Genomic DNA, 23,132 nt, shown 5'->3' on the forward strand with positions numbered 1-23,132 from the left:
GAGGCTGAAGGCCCGATCAGAAAGGCAGGGCACTCCATGCCGGACGAGGTGTCCCCTCACCCCAGTCGCCGCGTTGTGGTGGCCGGTGGGCTGACCGTCGGAGCCGCCGTCGCGGCCGGTTCGTACCTGTCCGCGAGGGCGGCGGAGGGCACCCAGGTCCCCGAAGCGACGCGACAGCTCTCCCTCACCGTCAACGGCGAGCGCCTGAAGCTCGCCGTCGACCCGCGCAGCAGCCTCCTCGACACTCTGCGCGACGAGGTCGGCGTCACCGGCCCCAAGAAGGGGTGCAACCAGGGGGCGTGCGGAGCGTGCACCGTGCTGCTCGACGGACGGCGCGTCCTGTCGTGCCTCACCTTCGCGGTCCTGCACGACGGGCAGGAGGTCACCACCGTGGAAGGCATTGCCGACGGCGACCGCCTGCACCCGGTGCAGCAGGCCTTCATGGACCACGACGCGTTCCAGTGCGGCTTCTGCACCTCCGGGCAGATCATGTCGGCTGTCGCGCTGCTCGAGGAGCAGCCGGGGATCACCGAGGACCGCATCCCCGAAGCCATGAGCGGCAACCTGTGCCGGTGCGCGGCCTACTGCAACATCAGGGACGCGATCGCGTCGGCCTCGGACACGATGGCGAAGGGGCGATAGTCGTGGAGCCGTTCCAGTACGTCCGCGCACGCAGCGTCGGTGAGGCGGTCGGTCTCCTGGCTCGTCACCCCGGGGCAGAGGTGATCGCCGGCGCCACCGATCTGACGACCCTGATGCGCGACGGCATCCGGCAGCCGAGCCACCTCATCGACGTCAACGGGCTCGCTCTCGACGAGATCTCCGCCCTGCCGGACGGTGGGCTGCGCATCGGCGCGCTGTGCCGCAATGCCACTGACGACCAGCGGATCGTGCGGGGCTTCCCCGTCCTCGTCGAGGCGCTGCGCTCGGGCGCGTCCCCGCAGATCCGCAACCGCGCCACGTTCGGCGGCAATCTCCTGCAGCGGGTGCGCTGCCCCTACTACCGGCAGCCCGAGTTCGCCTGCAACCGCCGCGATCCGGGCTCCGGCTGCGCGGCACTGGACGGTGACAGCAGCAAACACGCCATCCTGGGCACCAGCGGCTCCTGCATCGCCGTCCATCCTTCCGACTGCGCCGTCGCGCTCCAGGCACTCGACGCCGAGGTCGTCGTCCGGGGGCCCCGTGGGGAGCGACGTATCCCGATCGACGCCTTCCACCGGCTGCCTGGCCGCACACCCGAGCGTGAAGTCATGCTGCGCGACGACGAGATCATCCTCGCCGTCGAGCTGCCGGGCCGTGCCTCCTCGGCGCACTCTCACTACGTCAAGTTCCGCGAGCGCGCCTCGTATGCCTTCGCGCTGGCGTCCGCCGCCGTCGCCGTGGAGGTGCGCGGCGGCACGGTCCGCTCGGCCCGGATCGCGGTGGGTGGCGTCGCACCCAAACCCTGGCGCGCGAGGGCGGCGGAGCGCGCCCTGCTCGGCCATCCCTTCCGCAAGGACGCCATCGACGCGGCCGCCCGCGCGGCGACCAAAGGCGCTGCCCCGCGCCCCGACAACACGTACAAGGTGAGACTGGCCCAAGCGGTCGTGCGGCGGGCCCTCACCGAACTCGGAGGTGCGTGATGACGTCCAGGACCGAGGTTCCCGAATCCGGGATCGGCGCGCCGGTCAACCGCGTCGAGGCGCGTGACAAGGTCACGGGATCGGCCCGTTACACCGCGGACGTGCGCTTGCGGGGCATGGCGCACGCCACCGTCGTCACGAGCACGATCTCCGCGGGCCGGGTGCGCCGTATCGACACCACCCGGGCCCTGGCCGCACCCGGCGTGCTCACCGTCATCACCCACCGCGACCGGATGCCGTGGCGGAGCACCCCCGCCGACACCGGTTACCTGGAGAATCGCTTCCCGCTCGCCGACGACAAGATCACCTACTACGGGCAGCACCTCGCGATCGTCGTCGCCAAGAGCCTGGAGCAGTCCCTGCACGCGGCGTCGCTCGTGGACGTCGACTACGAGGTGGACGCGTCCGTGCCCACACTCGACGAGGCATTGCCCGACGCCTACACCGCGAGCGGACGCCTCATCCGCCCGCCATGGCCGCAGCACCTGGTGCTCCCGCCCGGCGCCGACCCGCACGCGGCGCTGGCCGGCGCGGACGTGCGTACCGACTCCACCTATCGGGTGCCGCACTTCAGCCACGTGCCGCTGGAGCCGGGCGCCGTGGTCGCCGCATGGTCGGGCGGCACGCTCACGCTGCACGACTGCAGCCAGGACGTGCACGGCCACCGGGAGGTCGTGGCCGCCGTGTTCGGGCTGCCGCCGGAACGCGTCCGGGTGCTGTCCCCGCTGGTCGGCGGGGCATTCGGCAACAAGACCGACGTGTGGGGGCACTCTCTGCTCGCCGCGCACGCGGCCAGGGTGGTCCGACGCCCCGTCAAACTCGTGCTCAGCCGCAAGCAGGTGTTCACCTCGACGGGCCACCAGCCGCCGATCGTTCAGCGCATCCGGCTCGGTGCCAGCAGGGAGGGGAGGCTCGCCGTGATCCTCCACGACACTGTGAACGCGACCGAGATGCGCGGTGACCGGCCCGAGCCCGCCATCATCTCCACCGCCTCCTCCTACGCCGCGCCGGTCCTGGCCGTGGACGCGAAGATCGCGAAGGTGAACATCGGCCCGTCCATCAGCCTCCGCTCCCCGGGTGACGCCCCCGGCTCCTTCGCCCTGGAGAGCGCCATGGACGAGCTGTCCTACCGCCTCGGCATGGATCCACTGGAGCTGCGCCGCCGCAACCACCTGACCACGGACCCGCTGACGGGCAAACCGTGGAGCGCCAAGCACCTCCTCCAGGCCTACGAGTTGGGAGCCGAGCGCTTCGGATGGGCCCGGCGCACGGCCGAGCCCCGCTCGATGCGCGAGGGCGCCGAACTGGTCGGCTACGGCATGGCCACCGCCGTACGCGGCGAGATCCCCGACCGGGCGCGGGCCGAGGTGGAGATCCGCGCCGACGGGACGGCACAGGTGCGCACGGCGACCCAGGAGATCGGCACCGGGGCCCTCACGCTGGTCGCTCAGATCACGGCGGCGGGCACCGGGGTGCCCCTGGGCAGGGTGAACGTCCGCTTGGGCGACACCGACCTGCCCAGGACCGCGGGCAACGCCGGCTCGCGCACCACGGGCTACACCGGCTCCGCCGTCCACCTCGCGGCGGAGAAGGCCCGTTGGACCGCGGTGCGGATGGCCGTCACCGACCCGGACTCGCCCCTGTACGGGCTGACGGACGGCGAGGTCGAGGCGGCCGACGGGCGGCTGTTCCACCGGGACGACACCAAGCGCGGGGAGACGTATCGTGCCCTGCTGGCCCGCCACGACGGCAAGCCGGTGGTGGCCGAGGCGAGTTACGCCCCTCGGACCTCCCACGCCGTGGCAACGTTCGGCGCGCACTTCACCGAGGTGCGGATCGACCCGGATCTGCCGAGGGTCCGCGTCACCCGGCACGTGGCGGTCTTCGACGTCGGCAGGATCACCAACCACAAGGCGGCCAGGAACCAGGCCCAGGGCGGCATCGTGTTCGGCATGGGCTGGGCGCTGATGGAGAAGCTGACGCCCGATCCGGTCTCCGGCCGGTTCATCGACCCCGCGCTCACCGACTACCACATCCCGGTGAACGCCGATGTCCCCGACATCGAGGTGCTGTTCATCGACGAGCCCGACACCATCGCGCATCCGCACGGCAGCAAGGGCATGGGCGAGGTGGTCTCGGTCGGCGTCGCCGCGTCCATCGCCAACGCCGTCCATCACGCCACCGGCAGGCGGATCACCGACCTGCCCATCACCCCCGACAAGCTGGTGGGATGACGCAATGCGCGACATCCTTCCGCAGCTGGCGGGGTGGTGGGCCGAGTCCCGGCCGTTCGCCCTGGCCACCCTCGTCGACGCGGCCGGCAGCACACCCTTCCCCGTGGGCACGGCGATGGCCGTCGACGGCGCGGGCGCGGCGCTCGGCGCGATCAGCGGCGGCTGCGTCGACGCCGATGTCGCCGCGACGGCGCAGGAGGTGCTGCGCGACGGCCGCCCCGTGCTGCGCCGCTACGGCCCCGCCGGACTCGCCAGTGGACCGTTCGACGTTGGTCTGACCTGCGGAGGCACGGTCACGGTTTGGATCGAGCCGGTGCCGCCGGACAGCGCTTGGTGGCTGCCCGTCCTGGCCACGGCGGTCGAGGCCGGGCGCCCCGCCGCGCACGCCATACGGCTGCGCGGATCCGGCTCCCGGCACCTGGTCGTGCTGCCCGACGGCGGCCGGGAGGGCAGCCTCGGCGCGGGCGAGGTGGACCGCGATGCCGAGGCGGCGGCGCGGAGCCTGCTGCCCGAGGGCGGCACCGCGGTTCTCGGCTCCGGTCCGCAACCGGACGTCTTCGTCGCCGCACACGCCTCCCCGCCGCGGCTGGCGATCGTCACCTGGACGCCGGTGGCCGGGCCCCTGGCCCGGATCGGCGGCGAACTCGGCTACCGGCCGATCGTCCTGGAGCACCGGCCGGTCTTCGCGGCGCAGGCACGGGACGCCGGTGTGGAGGTGCTCCCCGGACTGCCGCAGACAGGGCTGCGCACCCTGCGCGGCGAAGGCGCGCTCGACGGCCGCTGCGCCGTCGTGGTGCTCACGCACGATGCGCGGGTCGACGTTCCGGCGCTGCTGGAAGCCACCGAGGCGGGCGTCGGGTACCTGGGGGCGATCGGTTCGGCGGCGACGGTCCGTGACCGGGACGGACGACTGCGCGACGCCGGACTCGGCGAGGCGGGGCGCGCCGCGATCCACTCGCCGATCGGCCTGCCCCTCGGTGGCCGCACCCCGGCCGAGGTGGCCACGGCGATCGCGGCCCAACTCGTCGCCGTACGGGTCAGCCAACCGCATCCAGGTCCGCGTCGCGCAGTTGGGAGCGGCTGCTGATGCCGAGCTTCGGGAACACCTTGTACAGGTGGTAGCCGACAGTCCGCGGGCTCAAGGAGAGCCGCGCGCCGATCTCCCGGTTGCTCAGCCCCTCCGCTGCCAGCCGGGCAACCTGCAGCTCCTGGACTGTCAGCCGAGCCGACGGATCGCCGCCGCGGCGCCGTGGCGCACCACCCGCCCCACGCAACTGGGTGCGGGCGCGCTCCGCCTCGCCCCGCGCCCCGAGACCCTCCAGTGTGTCCAGCGCCGAGCGCAGCTGTGCTCTGGCCTCGCCTTCGTGCCGGTTCCGCCGCAGCCACTCCCCGTACAGCAGCGCGGTGTGCCCCCGGGCGAGCGGAGCGTCCGCCGCGCCCGCGGCCGCCAGGGCCGCCCGGAAGTGCTTGTCCGCCGCGTCGCCCTCCGTGAGCAGGGCGCGGATGCCGTGCCGGGACAGCTCGGGCCAGACCAGAGTGGTCTGCTCCGCCCACTCCTCGAACGCCCGCGCCGACTGCTCGGCGGCTTCCCTGCGGTTCGCGCGCACGTGCGCCTCCACCACGTCGAGGGCGGCCTGCCGGGCCACCCGGCTGTGGGCGAACGGTGAGCCTGGCTCGCCGAGCGCCGCCAGCCGTTCGCAGGCCTCCGCGTAGTCGCCGGCGGCGAGGGACAGCCGCCCCAGCGCCCACTGCGCGGTGCCCGCTGCCGACCTGTTGGCCTGCGGCACCGCGAGAGCTTGGGCGCGCTCGGCGTACCCGCGGCAATCCTCCGCCTCGCCCTGCCCGGCGGACAGCAGGGCCAACACCGCGAGCAGATCCGCCTCCAGGACGGGCTGCCCGACGTCCCGGGCCATCCGCAACCCCTCCTGCGCGTGCGCCTCGCACTCGGGCCACAGCCCGGTCCGGTACTCCAGGGCCGCAAGCCACGACAGGAGCAGTCCGCGGACCGCCAGCATGCCGGACACCGCCAAATGGTCGCAGGCTTCCACGATGAAGGACCGGGCCATCCGGGGGGAGGGCCCGAGGTGGCCCAGCGCGGCAGGCCACGCGTGGAGGTGCGCATCGTTGCGGCTGAGGCCCTCTGGCGCGGCCTGGAGGATCTGCCAGGGTGTCAACCCGTCCAGGGGACGGCCGACGACAGCGTCCGCCAGCCAGTTCCCGTACCGGGAATACCCGGGATCCTCAACGCCGGCGGCCTCGATGAGCCGCGCGGCCCGCAGGGCCTCGTCCGTCCGGTCGGCGCGCAGCGCCCCGTCCACCGCCATGAAGGCGAGAGTCACCGCCTTATCGGGGGACCGGCCGGCCAGCGCGGCGGCGCTGTCCAACAGCCGGGCCACCGCCGCCTGTTGATCGCCGCCCCAGAGCTCCATCATGCCCCGCAGTCGGTCGAGCTCCAGCTGAGTCCCGGCGTCCGCGGGCCGGGACAGTGCCTCCCTCAACAGCGGGTGGGCTAGCTGGGGGCTGCCCGACTTCCAGGCGGCGTGGGCCGCGGCGGCGAGCCGCCTGGTGTGCATCTGCTCCGTGGGGCTCAGCAGCGCGGCCCGGTGCAGTACGGCCGCGGACGCGGCGAGTCCGCCCCTGCGGCGCACCGTCTCCGCGCCGGCTTCCAGTGCTTCGGCCAGTTGCTCGTCGGGGCCGGTGGTCGCGAGCGCGCGGTGCCATACGGCCCGTGCGCGCTGCCCGCCCTCCGGGTGTTGTGTCGCCAGCTCGTCGGCGAGCGCGCGATGCGCGAGCGCACGTCGGCGAGCGGAGGCGTCGGCGTACACCGCGGCTCGTACGAGCGGATGCCGGAAGCGCAGCCGGGCACCCGACACTTCCTCCAGGTACCCGGCGGCCTCCACGACGTCCAGTGCCTGCGCGTCGACCGCCAGCCGTCCGGCCGCGGCGAGCACGGTGGCGGTGTGGCCGCTGTCTTCCGCCGCCGCCACCAGCAGGAGGGTGCGGGCCGATTCGGGCAGTTCCCGGGTGCGTTCGACGAAGACCTCGCGAAGGCGCAGGCTGAGCGGGGCGGTGCCGGTGAGCACGACCTTCTCCGCGACCTCCGCCGGACTGCCGAGCCGGACCAGTTCCTGCAGCGCCAGCGGGTTTCCTCCCACAGCGGCGGCGATGGCGCGCCTGGCCGGACCCGGCGTCCCCCACCCGTGCTCGTCGAGGAGGGCGGACGCGGCGTCCGGGTCGAGCCCGCGGAGCGTGAGCTGTGGCAGGTCCCCGGTTGCCTCCCCGGCTTCGCGGACAGAGGCGAGGAAGGCGATGGAACGGCCCTTGAGGCGGCGGGCGGCGAAGAGCAGCACACCGGCGGTGGCCGGATCGAGCCAGTGCAGATCGTCCGCGACGAGCAGCAGGGGGGTGCGTGCAGCGGCCCGGTCCAGCAGGGACAACACGGCTGTGCGGACCAGCAGATCCGCGGCGGGTGCGGTGGACAGGCCCAACGCGGTGCGCAGCGCGGCGGCTTGCTCGTCCGGCAGCTGCGGCAACTGGTCGAGCAGCGGCGTCAGCAACCGCTGCAGTCCACCGAAGGCCAGCGCGACTTCGGCCTGGACGCCTGAGCAGGTCAGTACACGCGTGTCGCTGCCGGCCGCGGCAATGGTACGCCGTAGCAGCGCCGTCTTCCCGACCCCGGCATCCCATTCCATGATCAGCGCTCCGCCCCGGCCCGCACTGGCCTCGGCGACAAGCCGACTCAGTGCCTGGAGTTCCTTTTGCCGCCCGTAGAGCATGTGGGGAGGCTACCTCCGGCGGGCCGCGCTCTTGTCACCGGCGGATGAGTGAGGGACCTCTCAGTCGGGTCGAATTGTGGCGCGAGAACCCCGGAGGAGCTATTGTCGAGAGGTAGAACGACCGGTCTTTCTATGAAGGTGGCCTCTGGCTGCCCGGGCGGGTCTGCCCGCAGCCGGAGGACTCTCGTGGGGTCCCCGGTGCACGTCGAACAGGGATGAAGAACTTCCATGAAACCAATCCGCTCCAGGGTCGAGGTGGGCCCCGTCAGTGAGCTCCTCGCCAGCCTGACGCCGCGCGCCCAGCCGGCTATCGCGACCCGGTACGCGATGCCGTGATGACCGGTCTCGCGTGAGTCCCCGCTGGGGTCAGTCTCCCGACCGGATCAGTCGGACCGCGTCCAGCAGGTCCTTGTGCGCCGCCGTCGAGTCGTCCGTCCGGGTGGTCGGCGGCCACCGCACCGTCGTACAGCATCAGCGGCGACCGGCGGCCGACTCCGCTTCGGCGCGGCCGAGCTGGGTCGGGCAATCCGTGAAAGGTGTGCGGATCCAGTTGCGGCGGGCCGCCCCCCAGGCAGCGGACCGGATGGGCCGCCTCCGAGAACCCGGCGCCCCGCTCATGCACGACGATCCGCGAAAGCCGCGCTCGCGCGCGTGCTCGCCGATTGCCTCGAAGACGAGGTCGATCGCCTCGGCGGTCGGCGGTTCGGCTGTCTCCCCGTGATGGCGGAGTACCTTCCCATGCTGCGGCGGGTGGTCGACCGGGGTGAGTTCGTGCGGACACCCCGGCCAGCAGGTTCACGATGCACATGATGAGCGGCGCCTTCGCCGCCCACACGCTGATCGACGCGCCGCCGCCGACGCATTACTTCCTCCTTGCGTACATCGACGCCGTGGCCCTCCCCGCCCTCGGCGCGCCCACGGCCTGACAAACCCCGCACTCAGCACCTGACGTGACCGCTCACGTCGTCGGGCCGATCAACCTTGCCTCCCCGCCGGGCTGATCACCCCTGCCCTGAACACCCCACGACCTGACTGGGAGTACGCCCTCGTGGCCACGTTTCTCTACAGACTCGGCCGACTCGCCTTCAGGCGACGGCACTTCGTCGCCCTCCTATGGGTGGCACTGCTGGCGCTCGCGGGCTTCGGCGCGGCCAGCGCCCCCTCGGCGGGCAACACGTCCTTCACCGTCCCCGGCACCGAGGCCCAGAAGGCCTTCGACCTGCTGGAACAGCGCTTCCCCGGGATGAGCGCCGACGGCGGCACCGCCCGCGTCGTCTTCAAGGCACCCGCCGGCGAGAAGATGACGGACGCCGCCAATAGGAACACCGTGCAGAAGACCGTCGACGAGCTGGCAGACGGCCCCGAGGTCGCCGCCGTCGCCGACCCCTACCAGGCCGACGCCGTCAGCAAGGACGGCACGATCGCCTACGCATCGGTCAAGTACAAGGTCCCCGGCATGGAACTGGAGGACGGCACCCGGGAAGTCCTGGAGGAGACCGCGCAGGACGCGCGGGACGCCGGGCTGACCGTGGAGGTCGGCGGTGACGCACTCCTGGCGCAGCCCGAGACCGGCGCCACGGAGGTCATCGGTATCGCGGTCGCCGCGGTGGTCCTGGTCATCACCTTCGGCTCACTGGTCGCGGCAGGGCTGCCGCTGCTGACGGCGGTCATCGGCGTCGGTATCGGAGTCTCGGCGATCACGGCCCTCGCCAGCACGCTCGAACTGGGATCGACCACCTCGACGCTGGCCACGATGATCGGCCTGGCGGTCGGCATCGACTACGCCCTGTTCGTCGTCTCCCGCTACCGGGCCGAACTGGCCGCGGGCCGCGAGCGTGAGGATGCGGCCGGCCGGGCCGTCGGCACCGCGGGCTCGGCGGTGGTGTTCGCCGGCCTCACGGTCGTGATCGCGCTGGTGGGCCTGTCCGTCGTCAACATGCCGATGCTGACGAAGATGGGCGTCGCGGCCGCCGGCACGGTCGCCATCGCCGTCCTCATCGCACTGACGATGATCCCCGCGCTGCTCGGTTACGCGGGTCGGAGGGTCAAGCCGGCGGGCGAGAAGAGCAAGTTCCTGGGCGGCGCCCGGGCCGCGCGGAAGGCCGCTTCGGCCGAGGCCAAGCCCAACATGGGCACGCGCTGGGCGAGGTTCGTCGTACGCCGTCCGATCGCCGTCCTGCTCCTCGGCGTTGTCGGGCTCGGGGCCGTCGCCGTCCCCGCCGTCTCCATGGAACTGGGCATCGGGGACGACAGCTCGCTGCCGACCTCGACGACGCAGCGCCGGGCGTACGACCTGCTGTCCGAGGGCTTCGGCCCCGGCTTCAACGGCCCCCTGGTGATCGTCGTCGACGCGAAGGCGAGCGATGACCCGGATGCCGCGTTCACCGAGGTCACCGACCAGATCAAGGCCCTCAAGAACGTCGCGACCGTGATGCCGGCCGCCCCCAACAAGGCGGGCGACACAGCGACGATCACCGTGATCCCGGACTCCGAGCCGTCGTCGGTGACCACCGAGGAGCTGGTGCACGACATCCGGGACGCGGGCATGGAGATCAAGGCCGACACGGACGCGGACGTGCTGGTCACCGGCACCACAGCCATGAACATCGACGTCGCGCAGAAGCTGAACGACGCGCTGATCCCGTACCTGGCCCTGGTCGTGGGCCTGGCGTTCCTGCTGCTGATCGTGGTCTTCCGCTCCATCCTCGTCCCGCTGAAGGCGGCCCTCGGCTTCCTGCTGAGCGTGATGGCAGCCCTCGGCGCCGTGGTCGCGGTCTTCCAGTGGGGCTGGATGGCCGACCTCGTGGGCGTCGAGGAGACCCGCCCCATCGTGGCGATCATGCCGATCTTCATGATCGGCGTGGTCTTCGGCCTCGCAATGGACTACGAGGTGTTCCTCGTGACCCGGATGCGAGAGGCGTACATCCACGGCGAGAAGGCGAGCCAGGCCGTGGTGACCGGCTTCAACCACAGCGCGCGGGTCGTGACGGCCGCCGCGGTGATCATGACTGCGGTCTTCGCCGGCTTCATCGGCTCCAGCGAGGCGATGGTCAAGATGATCGGCTTCGGCCTGGCGATCGCTGTCCTCTTCGACGCGTTCATCGTGCGGATGGCGATCGTCCCGGCCGTCCTGGCTCTGCTCGGCAGGAAGGCGTGGTGGCTGCCGAAGTGGCTGGACCGGGTGCTGCCGAACGTGGATGTCGAGGGGGAAGGGCTGCGGACGCAGGGCGACTCGGCCCATTCGTTGGGCTCGTCCGGCTCGGGCGATTCGAAGGGTGCGGATCCGGATGAGGACCGGGACCTGGTGAAGTTCTGAGTGCTCGGACCTCGGCGGCCCCGGGTCTGATGGTGTGCGGTGAGCACCTCTTCAGACCCGGGGTTGCTATCGGTAGGCGGAGGGCTTCTCGGCTTGATCTTCAACCTCGTGCTGTCGAACGGCTCTCACAGGCGTTCGCTCTGACGGGCAATCCCCGTATGTCCACGGCCTATGCGCTGACGAAGCCCCGGAGGGGACGGGGTCGCGCCCCGCGGCTCCCGCGCGAAGTGCAGGGACTCCCAGCAGCTGCCGGGCCGTCTGTTGGCCCGCGTCCGTCGCTACGGCGATCTCGACTCGACGGCACCTCGTCGCCCGCCCGCAAGGCTGGCCCCAGACGGAGGACTTCGCCCTGCACGAGGCTCCGGTAGCCGCGCCTGGCGAGGGCCGGATCCTCGTCCGGAACCTGCACCTCTCGGTCGACCCGTACATGCGCGGGCGGATGAACGATGTGAAGTCGTACGTCCCGCCGTTCCAGCTCGACCAGCCCATGGACGGCGGTGCGGTCGGCGAGGTCATCGCGTCGAACGCGAAGGGCTTCGCGGTCGGTGACCACGTGCTGCACGGCCTCGGCTGGCGCGAGTACGCGGACGTGGACGCCAAGCAGGCCGTCAAGGTCGACGCGTCCGTCGCTCCGCTCCCAGGCCTACCTGAGCGTTCTCGGTATGCCCGGACTCACCGCCTACGCCGGCCTCTTCCAGGTCGCCTCCTTCGAGGAGGGCGACGCGGTCTTCGTCTCCGACGCCGCCGATGCGGTCGGCATCCTGGTCGGCCAGATGGCGAAGCTGAAGGGCGCCTCGCAGGTCATCGGCTCCGCCGGCTCCGACGAGAAGGTCAAGCTCCTCGTCGAGGAGTACGGCTTCAACGCCGCCTTCAACTACAAGAACGGCAACGTGGCCGAGCAGCTGCGCGCGGCCGCCCCCGCGCGACCACGAGGCGCTCCAGCCGCAGTTCGTGCGGGAGGTCGCGGGCTGGCTGCGCTCCGGTGAGCTTCAAGTACCAGGAGACCGTCGTCGAGGGCGTCGAGAACGGTGTCGAGGCGTTCCTGGGGCTGATGCGCGGCGGGAACACCGGGAAGATGATCGTCCCCCTGGATCGGTAGTCTCGACCGACACCGTCGCGATCGTGGGCACGAGTCACGGCGAACCACAGATGGAAGCGTCTTCATCTCGATCGAGCCGTCCGACGTCCTTCACACCGCCGTCGCCACCGCAGAGAACGGCCGTGACGGTTGCGCGGCCACCGACGATGGCAACCTCGAAGTCGTAATCAACTCGCGCGAGGGGCGGTTCGGGCGCCGGTACGAACCCGGAGCAGCTCGTCACAGCCGGACATCTCCGGCTCGGCTGTCCCCGCCGAGGTCGGCATCGGCAAGAGCGACGGGGGCTTCGGCATCATCGGCACGATGTCCGCGGACATCCTGAACGTGGACGCCGCCACCGCCAAGGACCTGATCGAGAAGGCCCACCAGGTGTGTCCGTACGCGGTGTCGCGGGCCGCGAAGGCGGCGTTGACCTGCTTGGTCATGGCGGCGCGCGGTTGTCGACGGTGATGCCGTCAGATCGCGGCTTCATAACGGCCCGGGACGGCGCGCGCTGACCGCTCATCGCCTTCGACAAGCCCTCCCGTCTGTCGCCCCCAGGATGACTATCATGCGCGACCGCACCTCCGTAGCCGCCGCTCCGGCAGCCGCCAGCGACGCTCACCTGACCGCCTTCATACGCAACGGCCCCCCGGACGCCGCCGACGCCGCGCTTGACGAGCTCTACCGGCGGCACCGCACTTCGGTCATCGCCTATGCCCGCACCTGCACACGAGACACGCACACGGCGGAAGACCTGACCTCGGAGGCGTTCGCCCGCGCGCCGTGCGCGGAGGTGCCGGTCCCGAGGGGGGCCTGGCGGCCGTATCTGCTGACCACGGTCCGCCGCACGGCCGCGTCGTGGGCCGCCACAGCCGACCGGATCGAGTTGTCCCCCGACTTCGGGACCTGGCTCTCCGAGGCGCCGAGCGGTGAGGAACAGGCGCTGCTGTGGGAGGACGCCGGTCTGGTGCAGCGCGCGTTCCGCAGTCTTCCCGAGCGCTGGGAGACCGTGCTGTGGCACTCGGCTGTGGAAGAAGAACCAGCGAAGCGGATCGCGCCACTGATCGGTATCAGCCCGAGCGGCGTCGCGTCCCTCACCGCCCGGGCGCGTGAGGGTCTGCGTGAGGCGTACCTGACCGAGTACGCGGCGGACCCGACGATGTCCGACGAGTGCCGGCACTTCACGGGCGTGTTGGCCGCCTCGGTCCGCCGCGGCGGGCGGCATGGCAGGCACTCAGGTCTTGAGCGCCATCTTTCGGGATGCCGCCGGTGTCGCCGTGCCAACCACCGACTGTGGGAGCTGAACAACTCGCTCAAGGCCGTACTCCCGGCAGGTGTGCTGTTGTGGGTGGGTGCCTCATACGGCACGAAGGTCGTGGGAGCGGCCGCGGTCGCCGGCTCGGCCGCCACGGGGTCCGCGGCCGGGACGACTACGGTCACCCCAGGGGCCGGCACGACCGTCAAGGTCGCCGGCGTCGGCGCCGCCCTCGTCGCCGTATCGATCGGCGGCTACGCGGCTCTGCCCGACGGCGACGACCCGCCGTCGCCGCGGCCCACCCTGGCGGTCACGCGGCCCTCGCCATCCTCATCCCCCGCCCGGAGCGAACAGCACGACCCTAAGCCCCCCTCCCGTACACCGTCCGCACGCGCATCCAAGACCCGACGACCGCCGCCCAGCTGCCGATCGTGTCCACCGGCCGCTGCATGGACGTTTCCACGGCCGAGGGCGCCGAGCCGTACGAAGCCGACTGCGACGGCAGCCGTACGCAGCAGTGGGAGCTGCTCATCGACCGTGCCACGCAGGAGGCCCGTATCCGGAACTACGGGACCGGCATGTGTCTCACCCACAGCGGCACATCGACGGACGGCGCCCCGGTCCGCCAGGAGCGCGCCTGCAACTCCACCGCGGTCACGGCCCGGTGGACCTGCTTCTTCCAGGCTTCCGGCACGGTCAACTCACCTCCCACCCGCGAGAGGCGCCCAGAACCGGTTCAGGAAGCCGGAGTCAGCGTGCGTGGCGGGCCATGGCCGCCCGCTTGCGGCGGGACTTCAGCAGGAACGCAGCGCCGACCGTGAACAGCGCGGCGCCGCCCGCCGCCATGGGCAGATAGTTGGTGGTGTCGGTGCCGGTCTCGGCGAGATCGGTGCCATTCTGGCCGCCGGCACCGCCGGTGCTTTCCGCACCGTGCTCGTTCTGGGAAGCGACCGGCTCACTGCTGCCGGTCTGCGGCGCCGAGCCGTTGCCGGACTCGCCCTCGGCCTTCGCGGGGCTCGGCACGCCATTGAGGCTGACTGCCACCGTCGCCGCGCCGTCACCGGACTGCTCCACCTTGATCTCGACCTTGTGTGCCTTGTCGGTGAAGACCGTGCCGGCCTTGAGAGCGTCGGCATCACCAGGCGTGGTGTCGATCAGGTCGGCGTCCTTGCCGAAGTCGCCGTTCTTCACGCGGTAGGCGTGCACACCCGTGAGGCGATCGTCGAGCGTGCCGGACGCGCCGCGCACCTCCACGATCAGGCTGTCCTGCCCGGCCGGAACGATCAGCGCGCGCACGCCGTCACCCGGTCCATACAGAGAACGCATCGTGTACGTACTGGACTTGGTGACCCTCACGGCTTCCGTCTCCGACAGCCACTTGGCGTGAATCAGCTCGGGCGCGGTCAGGCCCACCGCCACGCCGCCTCCCCCCATGGGGGTCATGAAGCTGTTCTCCTCCGTGTCCCGGCAGCTCGCCAGGTCCGAGTCCTCGCAGCGGATCCGCATCTGGTGACCGTAGCCGAGGTTGTGACCGAACTCGTGGGACAGCACTGTCTGGTCGACTGTGCCGTCGCCGGTCGGAATCCAGGTCAGGCCGCCTCCCACAGAGCCGAGTCCCCCGAAGCCACAGCCCGCCTTCTCGCCGGGGAAGACCATCGAGAGGTGATCAAAGTCGTCCACCCACGTCAAGCCCTGTTCCTCCAGCGCCTTCTGCGTCAGCCAATAGATCTTGCGCGTGTCACAGCCGGCGGCCGGCATGTCGAGATTGATCGGGCCGATCACTCCGCCCTCACCCCCCGCGGCCGGCTTGAACGTGGTGGCTTCCCGGGTCACCTCGTTGTAGTACGAGGTCAGGGACCGGGTCTTGCCGAAGTAGCTGTTCTGCAGGTTGCTCCTGGCCTTCGTGGGGTCGGCGAAGGAGCTGTCGCTGAAGTTGATCATCGCAATCTGGATCCGCCGCTGGGCGGGGCCGTCCACCGCAGCGGCGGTGGACGGTGCCGTCGCGGCCAGTGCGACGGACGTGCAGGCGGCGGACATGAGCAGGGCGCCGCGAGGCACACGCATGGGAGGGGTCCTTCCGGTGGTTGAGCGGCTCGCGAGGGGCGAGCGAACTCCGAGCTTGCACGGGGCTCCTGAGCGACGCTCATCGCACGAGCGCCCCGAAGGATCTGTCACCCGTTGAGGAGCGCAGCCGCCTTCTACCGTCCTGGCGCGTTATCCACTCGTTACGCGGGGGTGCGAGTAGCGGAACTTGCATGGGTCTGGCCCCGGACGCTGGATCCCGGGCCAGGGCTCTTCCGGTGGACCCTGCCGCAGGGCCGGGAAGCCCTCGGCCATCCGCCGTCCCGTGGTGATCTGCACGGGACGGGCGACCCGGTTCAGGCCGATCCGGTGGCGGGCGACGAGCGCCGAGACGCTGCTGACACGCGAAGCAGGCGCAGGTGGCAACAAGGAATGACCTTCCGGTGCCAAGCGGTGCGAATAGACAACCAAGGGCCCAGGTCAGCCCAACACCGCGGTGTCATCTACCCCGAGAAGCCGCTGGATCGCGCCCATCCAGAGCCTAAAGATCAGTGGGAACCGGCCGCCCCGCAGCTGGGGCGTGATGTGGACGCCGATCCACGGCGAGGCTGCCCGTCCCGCACGGCGGGCCGCCCGGCGCAACGGTCAAGCGGCGTGGAACAGCACCACGGGGCCGGCGGGTGCCGCGGCGCGGGCCGCGGTCGTGCGCACGGGACGGGTGGTGCGGACGGTGGCCGCGACCTGCGAGCGACTCCGCGCGAAGACAACGAGGCGCAGCACCGCGAACCGCGCGACACCGGCGAGCGCGGAGGCGGACAGGTAGACGACCTGCTCGAGCACCACACCGGGAGCTGCCACCAGTTGCCGCAGGACAAGCATCGCCACGGAGGTCACCACATAGGCGGCCACTGCGGAACCGGCCGACTGCGCATGCTGGCGCCAGGTCGCGCGCCCGCCCGCGCCGAAGGTGAAGCGGGAATGCAACTCGGTGGCGAGGAGGGTGGAAGCCACGGTGATCAGAGCGTTGGCCAGGCCCCAGTAGATCCAGGAGGCGAGGGCCGCCACGGCGAAGCTGGAGGCGAGCCCTACTCCACCGCCGAAGAGTACGAAGCGGGCGAAGGCGGTGAAGGTGCCGGGTGCCGCCTGCTGCTGACTCTGCGCTGTCTCCATCGTCCGACCCCCTTGATCGCTCACTCTTGTGTGCCGTGACCGTCTGACGGCATTCACCAAGGCCGTCCGACAGGCGGCCCCTAAGCGGTAGCTGACGGTTCGTCAACTCATTGCGAGGCGAGTCGCACACGGATGCCCAGCGTCGTGTCCCCTCCCCGGCGCAGCCGGCTGTTGAGGATCATGAGGCGGCCGAGGATGCCGTACTTGCGGGCGATGAGGGTGCGGTAGCGGGCGCTGGTCGCCGCGTCGGTGATCTCGGCGGTGGCCGGGACCGGGTCGCCGGTCGGGTTGCCGCGCAGGTCGCAGGGGCCGACGAGGACGTCGCCGCGTGCCTGGATCCGCTTGACCTTCCAGGAGTCGGCCTGGGTCTGCACGCCCAGCGTGTCCCCGTCGCGTACCACCCACACCGGTGTGGCGACCGGGGTGCCGTTCTTGCGGTAGCTGGTGATCAGCATGTACTTGCCGGCGCTGAGGTGCTCCAGCAGCGTGTCGTCCATGAGGCGTTTGTGCTCCTCGCTCTTGCGTTCGAGGTCGTTGGCCACGGGGGCGGCGTAATGCGATGTCAATTGGCGCATGGGGATGCCTTCTTCCGAGGAGGGTGCGGGACGGCGGCGCGTGTGAGGTTGCGGGGTGGGATTGCGTACGACCGCCTGGGGCCGGGGCGGTTCAGCTGAGCGGGACGTCGAGGACGGCCTTGCGGTGGCTGAACGTCTCGATGGAGTAGCGGCCGTGGTAGTTGCCCATGCCGCTCTCGCCGACACCGCCGAAGGGAAGCGTCGGCACGGCGAGGTGGTGCATCGGCAGGCCGAAGTTGAGGCCGCCCGAGGAGGTCTCGGCGGCCAGGCGGCGCTTGGTGGTGTCGTTCTCGGTGAAGGCGTACAGGGCGAGCGGCTTGTCGCGGTCGTTGATGAACGAGATCGCCTCGTCCAGGTCCGCCACGGTCAGCATCGGCAGGATGGGGCCGAAGATCTCCTCCTGCATCACGGGCTCGTCAGGCCGGACATCGGCCAGCACGGTCGGGGCGATGTACGTGTCCGCGCGGTCGCTCTGCCCGCCGGTGACCGTACGGCCGGAGCCCAGCAGCGCGGACAGCCGGTCGAAGTGCCGCTCGTTGATGATGCGTCCGTAGGCGTCGGAGGTCTGCGGGTCCGCACCGAACAGCCCCTTGATCGCGACAACCAGGGCGGCCTGCAGTTCGGCCGCGGTATCCGGGTCGGTCAGGACGTAGTCGGGGGCGACGCAGGTCTGTCCGGCGTTGGCGAACTTCGTCTGCGCCAGGCGTTGCGCGACCGTGGCGATGTCGGCGTCCCGGTCCACGAACACCGGGGACTTACCGCCGAGTTCGAGGACGACGGGGGTGAGGTTCTTCGCGGCGGCGGTCATCACGATGCGGCCGACCGCGCCGTTGCCGGTGTAGAAGATGTGGTCGAAGTGCTGCTCCAGCAGCACGGTGGTTTCCGGTGCGCCGCCCTCGACGACGGCGGTCGCGTCCGTGTCGAGATACGCGGGCAGCAGCTCGGCCAGCAGTGCCGAGGTGTGGGCGGCGTAGTCGGCGGGCTTGATGACGACGGCGTTGCCGGCGGCGAGCGCGCCCGCGACGGGCACGAGCAGCAGGTTGATCGGGTAGTTCCAGGCCGAGATGACCAGGGCGACACCCAGGGGATCGAACTGGGTGCGAGCGGTGCTGCCGGGGAGTCCGGGCACCGTCACGGGGGCCGGCTGCGGGGCGGTCCACTCCTCCAGGTGCTCCAGGTAGTCGTTGATCTCGACGATCGTGGTTTCGATCTCCATGGCGTCGGCCTCGGCGCGGTTCTTGCGCAGGTCGGCGTAGAGAGCGTCGGCTATCGCCGCGCGGTTGTCGGTGAGCAGGTCGCGCAGGCGGGTCAGCTGCTGTCGGCGCCAGGCCAGGGGCTTGGTGCGGCCGGTACGGAAGGCAGAGCGCAGTCGGTCCACCAGCGCGGTGGCTTCGGCGGAGGTGAAGGTGTCGTCGAGGGTGAAGGCTGCCTTGGTGTCAGTCACAGTCGTGTCCTGTTCGGTTTGGAGGGAAGGCCGGTCGGTCGGCATTCGAGGGAAGGAAAGCCGCGGCCGTGCAGGTGGTGCGGTCAGACCGTGGTGGCCGAGCGTGCGGGCGTGGTTTCGCCGTCGCCCGACGGGGCGGGCGTGCCGGTGGCGGGCGAGGCGGACCTGCGGCGGACCGCCAGGCCGACCATGGCCACGCCTATGACCAGCACGAACGCCATTCCGGCGAGGGCGAAGCTCAGGGTGTACTGGCTCTCGGCGGGCAGCGCGGGAACCCCGGGGGGCAGGTTGTCGAGCGTCTGGGAGGCAAGCAGCGAGGTGATGACCGCGCTGCCAATCGCACTGCCGGCGGAGCGGGAGATGGAGTTGATGCCGTTGGCGATACCGGTCTGGTGGTGGGGGACGCCCGCCACGATCAGAGCGGGCATCGCGGCATAGCCGAAGCTGATGGCAACGCCGACGACCATGCCGGCCAGGATCACCGACGCGGTGGTGTCGTGAGCGAAGGTCAGCCAGGCGAAACCGACGACGCCGAAGACGGCGCCGGCGGCAAGCGTGAGACGCGCGCCGATGCGGCGCACCAGCACCCCTCCGAACTGCGCGGCGACGAGCGAGACAAGGGCGGAGGGCAGCAGGTAGACGACGGAGGCGCGCAGGACGGAGGCGCCGAAGCCGTAGCCGGCGATCTCAGAGGGCGTCTGCACGAGATAGGAGACCCCGATGAACTGGGAGAACATGGCGAACCCGACGAGCAGTCCGGCGATGTTGGTGAAGAGCACCGGGCGGTGGACGAACATCTTCATGTCCACGAGGGGGTCGCGGACCCTGCGTTCGACGAGGACCCAGATGACGGTCGTGACGGCCGCGGCGGCGAAGAGGGCGAGCGTGCGGGTCGAGGTCCAGCCCCAGGTGTGGCCCTGCGAGATGGGCAGCAGGAACAGGACGAGCAGCAGGGCGAGACCGGCGGCGCCGAGCCAGTCGGTGCGCCCGCCCGTCCGGGTGCGGGGCGCGGGTACGGCCACCGCAACCGCGATGAGCGCGGCGGTGGCGAGTGCGGCGGCCAGCCAGAAGACCTGGTGGTAGTCGGGGTGCGCTCCCTGGGTGAGGAGTCCGGCGCTCACCAGGGCGAGGCCGCTGCCGAACCCGAGCGTTCCGCTCACCAGAGCCATGGCGCCGGGCAGCCGTGCGGGCTCGACCTCTGAGCGCAGCACGGACAGCGCGAGCGGGAAGATCGCGGTGGCGGCGCCCTGCATCACGCGGGCCACGATGAGCCACAGCATGGAACTCGTGGTCGCGGCGAGCACGGATCCGGCCACCATCACCACCAGCACACCGAGCAGGGTCGGCTTCGTGCCGTGCTGGTCGCCGAAGCGGCCCAGGAGCGGCGTGAAGACAGCGGCCGACAGCAGCGTGGCGGTGGTGACCCAGCTGACCTGCGCAGTGGAGGCGCCGAGGTCGTTCTGGATGATGCCGAGGATCGGGATGACCAGGGTCTGCATCATCGACACGACCATGGCGGCGAGGCCCAGCACCAGCACGAGGCTGAGGCTGCCGGTGCGGCGCTCCGGCGCGGTGGGGAGGGAGGACTTCACGGTCTTCTTTCCGATGGAAGGTTGCCAAAGGAGGGACACATCGATGGGCGAGAACCGAAACCATCGAGGTACTCCATACTTGAAGACATCAAACAATGTAAAGCTGGGGTATGTCAAAGGTTGAGAGATTCAAGCTTTTCGGGGTACCCTCCAGGCATGCCGCCCACCCCGTCCAAGGCCCAGCTCATGGAGCTGCTCGCCCACTCGGTCAGTACGCACTACGCCGACTTCACGACCGCCGCCGCCGACACGGGCCTTACCTCCAGCCAGGCAAAGACCCTCACGGTGCTGCGCCGCGCGCCCGCCTCGATGCGCTCGCTCGCGCACACCCTCGCCTGTGACGCGTCGAACATGACCGGAATCATCGACCGGCTCGAAAAGCGCGACCTGGTCCGCCGTGAGGTCAGCGCCACCGACCGCCGCGTGAAGAACGTCGCCCTCACCGAGGCGGGCCAGAAGCTGATCGACGCCATCCGTGAGCGGATGGAGCAGACGCAGACCGGCCTGGACCAACTGTCCAACGAGGAGCGCGCCGAACTTTTCCGCCTCCTGACGGTGGTCTTCCCGGCCCAGTAGCCCAACCCGCCCGGCTGCGGCCCAGCTTCTCGGTGCGGGCCCTCGTGTAACTCGCCGACCGAACGAAGCCCCCCGCCTGACAAGGTCCGGGCTCCCGACTTCGGCAGAGCCTTGAGCGCGTTGATCGCCCAGCGCCTTGATGCCGGCAGGCAGGGAAGACCTCGGTCAGGACCTCGGGAAGCCGAACCCCCGCCGCCGACCGCCAGGACCGGAGCCGGCCCGCCCTGGCAGGTGTGGCCGTACAGCAGGTCCCCCCCGGGGCTCGCCCGCCTCGTGGAAGCCGCCCTTGAGCGTGACCAACTCCTTGGTGCCGTCCGCGCGTACGCCGACAAGGCGAGTACGCGGGCTGGGCCTCTTCCGGGCGGACATTGAGGTGGATGCCGCCGACCCGCACACGCGCAGTCGACCTCTGCGAGGTCGCGGTCGAGAATGCGACGCGGTCGACCTGTCCCTGCTGGTCAGTGGTGATAAGTGAGGGCCACCTCAATCGGGTCGACGAGTGGCGCGAGGATCTCGGGAAAGCTATTGTCGGCGAGATAGAACGACCGGTCTTTCTTTGAGAGTAGCTCTCTGGGCTGTCTGGGCGGGTCCGCCACCAGCCGGAGGACTCTCACGGGCCCGGTGCACGTCGAACAGGGATGACAAGTTCCATGAAACCAATCCGCTTCAGGGTCGAGGTGGCCTCCGCCGGTGAACCTCTTGTCGCTGAAGAGGGTGCGGATCCATCCGATGGGAGCCATCAGGCCGCCCACCGCCTGGAGGGCGTCTGAGCACTCGGCGGCCACGTACATGAACGGCGATCCGCGAAAGCCGGGCCCGCGCGTGCTCGGGGATCGTCTCGAAGATCAGGTCGATCGCCCCGCGGGCGGGTGCCCGGCGGTCAGCTGTTCGGCCACCTCCCGATAGCAGGTGTCCCTGGTCGGCAGACCGGCCACGGCCAAGTCGTCCGAGAAGGCGAAGTGCACTGGAAGGTGCGGCGTCTTGCACGGCAGATATCCGCTGAGGGCCTTTGCGGCATCGCCCTCCAAGTCCTTCCGCCCCAACAGAACCGATCGCTGAGCCGCCGACGGGGCCCACAGCACATCGCCCGTTCACGCCGACGCGATGGACCACCCGCACTCCCCGACAAGGGCATCGATATGACCACCAGCACCGCGGACCACACAGCCCGGCACTGCCCTCCTTGCAGGCGGCCTTGGCAGGAGCCGAACGACTACACCTTGTTCCTGCGGCAGTGGGTGCGCGCACCGGCCCGCATGGGGGCCATCGCCCCCAGCTCGCGGCACCTGGCCGCGGCGGTCTGCGCGCCGGTGCCCGAACGCGGCGAGCCCGTCGTGGTGGAACTGGGTGCCGGCACCGGACCCTTCACCGCCGAGATCCAGCGCCGGCTGGGCGGCCGCGGCCGCCACCTGGCTGTCGAGATCGATCCGCTCCTTGCCCAGCGCCTGCGCCACCGCCACCCGGGAGCGGAGGTCATCCAGCGCGACGCCGTACACCTGCGCCGCCTGCTGGATGAGCACGGCATCGAGAAGGCCGACGTGGTGGTCAGCGGCCTGCCCTGGGCCCTCTTTCCCTCCGCCACCCAACTCCAGCTCATGGACGCGACAGCCTCGGTGCTCGCCCCGGCGGGTGCCTTCACCGCGTTCACCTACCTCCACGCCGTCCCCCTCACCCCCGCCCGTCGATTCCGCGAACTGATGGCCAGCCGCTTCGAAGAGGTCGTCCCCAGCCGCACCATATGGCGCAACACACCCCCGGCCTTCGTCCTCCACGCCCGCAGACCCCGCCCATAGCCCCGCGACCCCGGAACCCCGGTCACGAAGTTGACGCACGACGTCGGCGTACTGCCCGCCGGCGTCCTCGGGCCGGTCTCGCCGACCGCGCACCTTGGGCGGCTTTCGGCGCGCACGACAATCCTGCCGTCGGTTACGCGAGCGACGGCAGGTCGCGTCATGCGGTGTCGGGGTTGACCAGCACGATCTTGCCGATGTGGTGGGCGTCCAGGATCCGGTGCGCTTCCACAGCCTCGGTCATGGGCAGGGTCCGGTCGATGACCACCCGTACGGATCCGTTCTCGACGAGTGGCCACACGTGGTCCTGGACCTCGGCCACGATGGCCGCTTTCTGCCCGGTCGGGCGGGAGCGCAGGGTGGTCCCGTGTACGGACGCGCGCTTGACGAGGAGTTCGGCGAGGTTGAGTTCGCCCTCCAGGCCGTTCTGCAGACCGATGATGACCGGTCGCCCCTCGAGGGCCAGGGAGTGGACGATGCGCTCGAGGTAGTGGCCGCAGATGCCGTCGAGGATCACGTCGTACGGGCCGTGCTCGGCGAAGTCCTCGGTGCGGTAGTTGATCGCGAGGTCGGCGCCATCGTGCCTATGCCGCCGGCTCCACCGTGCATGAGGAAGGTTTCGCCCGCCTTCAGAGCACCCGTCCTCAAGACGTTCGACCACACCGTGGCGGCGGCTTCG

The 23,132-nt window shown here is 70.8% G+C and carries 17 protein-coding genes and 4 pseudogenes; 12 read left to right on the forward strand and 9 right to left on the reverse strand.

Annotated elements, in window-relative coordinates:
* Nucleotides 1–36 precede the first annotated feature (36 nt).
* From ACZ5CW_RS31270 to ACZ5CW_RS31285, 4 genes are read left to right on the forward strand one after another with little or no spacing between them, the layout of a single operon-like run.
* On the forward strand, nucleotides 37–642 hold the full coding sequence (locus ACZ5CW_RS31270; RefSeq protein WP_468607290.1) for a (2Fe-2S)-binding protein: 606 nt from the start codon (nucleotides 37–39) through the stop codon (nucleotides 640–642).
* 2 nt (nucleotides 643–644) lie between these two features.
* Nucleotides 645–1,622 carry an FAD binding domain-containing protein gene (locus ACZ5CW_RS31275; protein ID WP_468607292.1) on the forward strand — a complete coding sequence of 326 codons (978 nt, stop codon included), beginning with the start codon at nucleotides 645–647 and terminating at the stop codon, nucleotides 1,620–1,622.
* Nucleotides 1,622–3,856 carry a xanthine dehydrogenase family protein molybdopterin-binding subunit gene (locus ACZ5CW_RS31280; RefSeq protein ID WP_468607294.1) on the forward strand — a complete coding sequence of 745 codons (2,235 nt, stop codon included), beginning with the start codon at nucleotides 1,622–1,624 and terminating at the stop codon, nucleotides 3,854–3,856. Before ACZ5CW_RS31275 ends, ACZ5CW_RS31280 begins: the two co-directional genes overlap by 1 nt.
* A 4-nt stretch (nucleotides 3,857–3,860) precedes the next feature.
* A complete protein-coding gene (locus ACZ5CW_RS31285; RefSeq protein WP_468607296.1) occupies nucleotides 3,861–4,943 on the forward strand; it encodes an XdhC family protein in 1,083 nt (360 codons plus the stop codon).
* Here ACZ5CW_RS31285 and ACZ5CW_RS31290 read toward each other — a convergent pair.
* Nucleotides 4,894–7,632 (reverse strand): ATP-binding protein, encoded by a 2,739-nt coding sequence (locus ACZ5CW_RS31290; protein WP_468607298.1) that lies wholly within the window; start codon nucleotides 7,630–7,632, stop codon nucleotides 4,894–4,896. The two genes, ACZ5CW_RS31285 and ACZ5CW_RS31290, sit on opposite strands and share 50 nt — an antisense overlap.
* Nucleotides 7,633–8,432: 800 nt before the next feature.
* Between ACZ5CW_RS31290 and ACZ5CW_RS31295 the strand changes: the two genes are divergently transcribed.
* The 6 genes and pseudogenes from ACZ5CW_RS31295 to ACZ5CW_RS31320 all read left to right on the forward strand — a co-directional run bounded on the left by ACZ5CW_RS31295 (nucleotide 8,433) and on the right by ACZ5CW_RS31320 (nucleotide 14,105).
* The gene (locus ACZ5CW_RS31295) at nucleotides 8,433–8,558 is read left to right on the forward strand and encodes a hypothetical protein (protein ID WP_468607300.1); all 126 of its coding nucleotides are present in this window, start codon (nucleotides 8,433–8,435) and stop codon (nucleotides 8,556–8,558) included.
* Nucleotides 8,559–8,680: 122 nt separating this feature from the next.
* Complete coding sequence (locus tag ACZ5CW_RS31300; RefSeq protein WP_468607302.1) at nucleotides 8,681–10,948, forward strand: MMPL family transporter; 2,268 nt, start codon at nucleotides 8,681–8,683, stop codon at nucleotides 10,946–10,948.
* 286 nt (nucleotides 10,949–11,234) lie between these two features.
* Nucleotides 11,235–12,047, forward strand: a pseudogene (locus tag ACZ5CW_RS31305) (NADP-dependent oxidoreductase).
* Nucleotides 12,048–12,111: 64 nt separating this feature from the next.
* Nucleotides 12,112–12,497 (forward strand): annotated as a pseudogene (locus ACZ5CW_RS31310) (OsmC family protein).
* A 100-nt stretch (nucleotides 12,498–12,597) separates the two neighbouring features.
* Nucleotides 12,598–13,146: pseudogene (locus tag ACZ5CW_RS31315) on the forward strand (RNA polymerase sigma factor); the annotation flags it as partial.
* A 587-nt stretch (nucleotides 13,147–13,733) separates the two neighbouring features.
* Nucleotides 13,734–14,105: an RICIN domain-containing protein gene (locus ACZ5CW_RS31320; protein WP_468607304.1), complete on the forward strand. Its 372-nt coding sequence runs from the start codon at nucleotides 13,734–13,736 to the stop codon at nucleotides 14,103–14,105.
* On the opposite strand, the gene ACZ5CW_RS31325 is transcribed toward ACZ5CW_RS31320, so the two are convergent.
* The 6 genes and pseudogenes from ACZ5CW_RS31325 to ACZ5CW_RS31350 form a co-directional block, all read right to left on the reverse strand.
* Nucleotides 14,035–15,321, reverse strand: coding sequence for an LPXTG cell wall anchor domain-containing protein (locus tag ACZ5CW_RS31325; RefSeq protein ID WP_468607306.1), 1,287 nt, complete (start codon nucleotides 15,319–15,321; stop codon nucleotides 14,035–14,037). The genes ACZ5CW_RS31320 and ACZ5CW_RS31325 overlap by 71 nt on opposite strands.
* Before the next feature lie 282 nt (nucleotides 15,322–15,603).
* Nucleotides 15,604–15,708: pseudogene (locus ACZ5CW_RS31330) on the reverse strand (precorrin-6A synthase (deacetylating)); the annotation flags it as partial.
* Nucleotides 15,709–15,951: 243 nt separating this feature from the next.
* The gene (locus tag ACZ5CW_RS31335) at nucleotides 15,952–16,476 is read right to left on the reverse strand and encodes a GtrA domain-containing protein (RefSeq protein WP_468607308.1); all 525 of its coding nucleotides are present in this window, start codon (nucleotides 16,474–16,476) and stop codon (nucleotides 15,952–15,954) included.
* A 107-nt stretch (nucleotides 16,477–16,583) separates the two neighbouring features.
* The gene (locus ACZ5CW_RS31340) at nucleotides 16,584–16,973 is read right to left on the reverse strand and encodes a PPOX class F420-dependent oxidoreductase (protein WP_468607515.1); all 390 of its coding nucleotides are present in this window, start codon (nucleotides 16,971–16,973) and stop codon (nucleotides 16,584–16,586) included.
* Nucleotides 16,974–17,142: 169 nt separating this feature from the next.
* Nucleotides 17,143–18,495 carry an aldehyde dehydrogenase family protein gene (locus ACZ5CW_RS31345; RefSeq protein WP_468607310.1) on the reverse strand — a complete coding sequence of 451 codons (1,353 nt, stop codon included), beginning with the start codon at nucleotides 18,493–18,495 and terminating at the stop codon, nucleotides 17,143–17,145.
* A gap of 83 nt (nucleotides 18,496–18,578) precedes the next feature.
* Nucleotides 18,579–20,087 carry an MFS transporter gene (locus tag ACZ5CW_RS31350; RefSeq protein ID WP_468607312.1) on the reverse strand — a complete coding sequence of 503 codons (1,509 nt, stop codon included), beginning with the start codon at nucleotides 20,085–20,087 and terminating at the stop codon, nucleotides 18,579–18,581.
* Between the two features lie 156 nt (nucleotides 20,088–20,243).
* On the opposite strand from ACZ5CW_RS31350, the gene ACZ5CW_RS31355 reads away from it, so the two are divergent.
* Nucleotides 20,244–20,663, forward strand: coding sequence for a MarR family winged helix-turn-helix transcriptional regulator (locus ACZ5CW_RS31355; protein ID WP_468607314.1), 420 nt, complete (start codon nucleotides 20,244–20,246; stop codon nucleotides 20,661–20,663).
* Between the two features lie 458 nt (nucleotides 20,664–21,121).
* On the opposite strand, the gene ACZ5CW_RS31360 is transcribed toward ACZ5CW_RS31355, so the two are convergent.
* On the reverse strand, nucleotides 21,122–21,454 hold the full coding sequence (locus ACZ5CW_RS31360; protein WP_468607316.1) for a hypothetical protein: 333 nt from the start codon (nucleotides 21,452–21,454) through the stop codon (nucleotides 21,122–21,124).
* A gap of 348 nt (nucleotides 21,455–21,802) precedes the next feature.
* Here ACZ5CW_RS31360 and ACZ5CW_RS31365 point away from each other — a divergent pair, with 348 nt between their 5' ends.
* Nucleotides 21,803–22,456: a class I SAM-dependent methyltransferase gene (locus tag ACZ5CW_RS31365; RefSeq protein WP_468607318.1), complete on the forward strand. Its 654-nt coding sequence runs from the start codon at nucleotides 21,803–21,805 to the stop codon at nucleotides 22,454–22,456.
* A gap of 157 nt (nucleotides 22,457–22,613) precedes the next feature.
* On the opposite strand, the gene ACZ5CW_RS31370 is transcribed toward ACZ5CW_RS31365, so the two are convergent.
* Nucleotides 22,614–23,114 carry a zinc-binding dehydrogenase gene (locus ACZ5CW_RS31370; protein ID WP_468607320.1) on the reverse strand — a complete coding sequence of 167 codons (501 nt, stop codon included), beginning with the start codon at nucleotides 23,112–23,114 and terminating at the stop codon, nucleotides 22,614–22,616.
* Nucleotides 23,115–23,132: the final 18 nt, after the last annotated feature.

Source organism: Streptomyces sp. NPDC031379 (assembly GCF_055569615.1).

Bases quoted from the DNA above. Each gene is read 5' to 3' on its own strand.
- ACZ5CW_RS31270 (WP_468607290.1), top strand. From the start codon at position 37: ATGCCGGACGAGGTGTCCCCTCACCCCAGTCGCCGCGTTGTGGTGGCC.
- ACZ5CW_RS31280 (WP_468607294.1), top strand. From the start codon at position 1,622: ATGACGTCCAGGACCGAGGTTCCCGAATCCGGGATCGGCGCGCCGGTC.
- ACZ5CW_RS31285 (WP_468607296.1), top strand. From the start codon at position 3,861: ATGCGCGACATCCTTCCGCAGCTGGCGGGGTGGTGGGCCGAGTCCCGG.
- ACZ5CW_RS31290 (WP_468607298.1), bottom strand. From the start codon at position 7,632: ATGCTCTACGGGCGGCAAAAGGAACTCCAGGCACTGAGTCGGCTTGTC.
- ACZ5CW_RS31295 (WP_468607300.1), top strand. From the start codon at position 8,433: ATGCACATGATGAGCGGCGCCTTCGCCGCCCACACGCTGATCGACGCG.
- ACZ5CW_RS31320 (WP_468607304.1), top strand. From the start codon at position 13,734: ATGGACGTTTCCACGGCCGAGGGCGCCGAGCCGTACGAAGCCGACTGC.
- ACZ5CW_RS31325 (WP_468607306.1), bottom strand. From the start codon at position 15,321: ATGTCCGCCGCCTGCACGTCCGTCGCACTGGCCGCGACGGCACCGTCC.
- ACZ5CW_RS31335 (WP_468607308.1), bottom strand. From the start codon at position 16,476: ATGGAGACAGCGCAGAGTCAGCAGCAGGCGGCACCCGGCACCTTCACC.
- ACZ5CW_RS31340 (WP_468607515.1), bottom strand. From the start codon at position 16,973: ATGGACGACACGCTGCTGGAGCACCTCAGCGCCGGCAAGTACATGCTG.
- ACZ5CW_RS31355 (WP_468607314.1), top strand. From the start codon at position 20,244: ATGCCGCCCACCCCGTCCAAGGCCCAGCTCATGGAGCTGCTCGCCCAC.
- ACZ5CW_RS31360 (WP_468607316.1), bottom strand. From the start codon at position 21,454: ATGTACGTGGCCGCCGAGTGCTCAGACGCCCTCCAGGCGGTGGGCGGC.
- ACZ5CW_RS31365 (WP_468607318.1), top strand. From the start codon at position 21,803: ATGACCACCAGCACCGCGGACCACACAGCCCGGCACTGCCCTCCTTGC.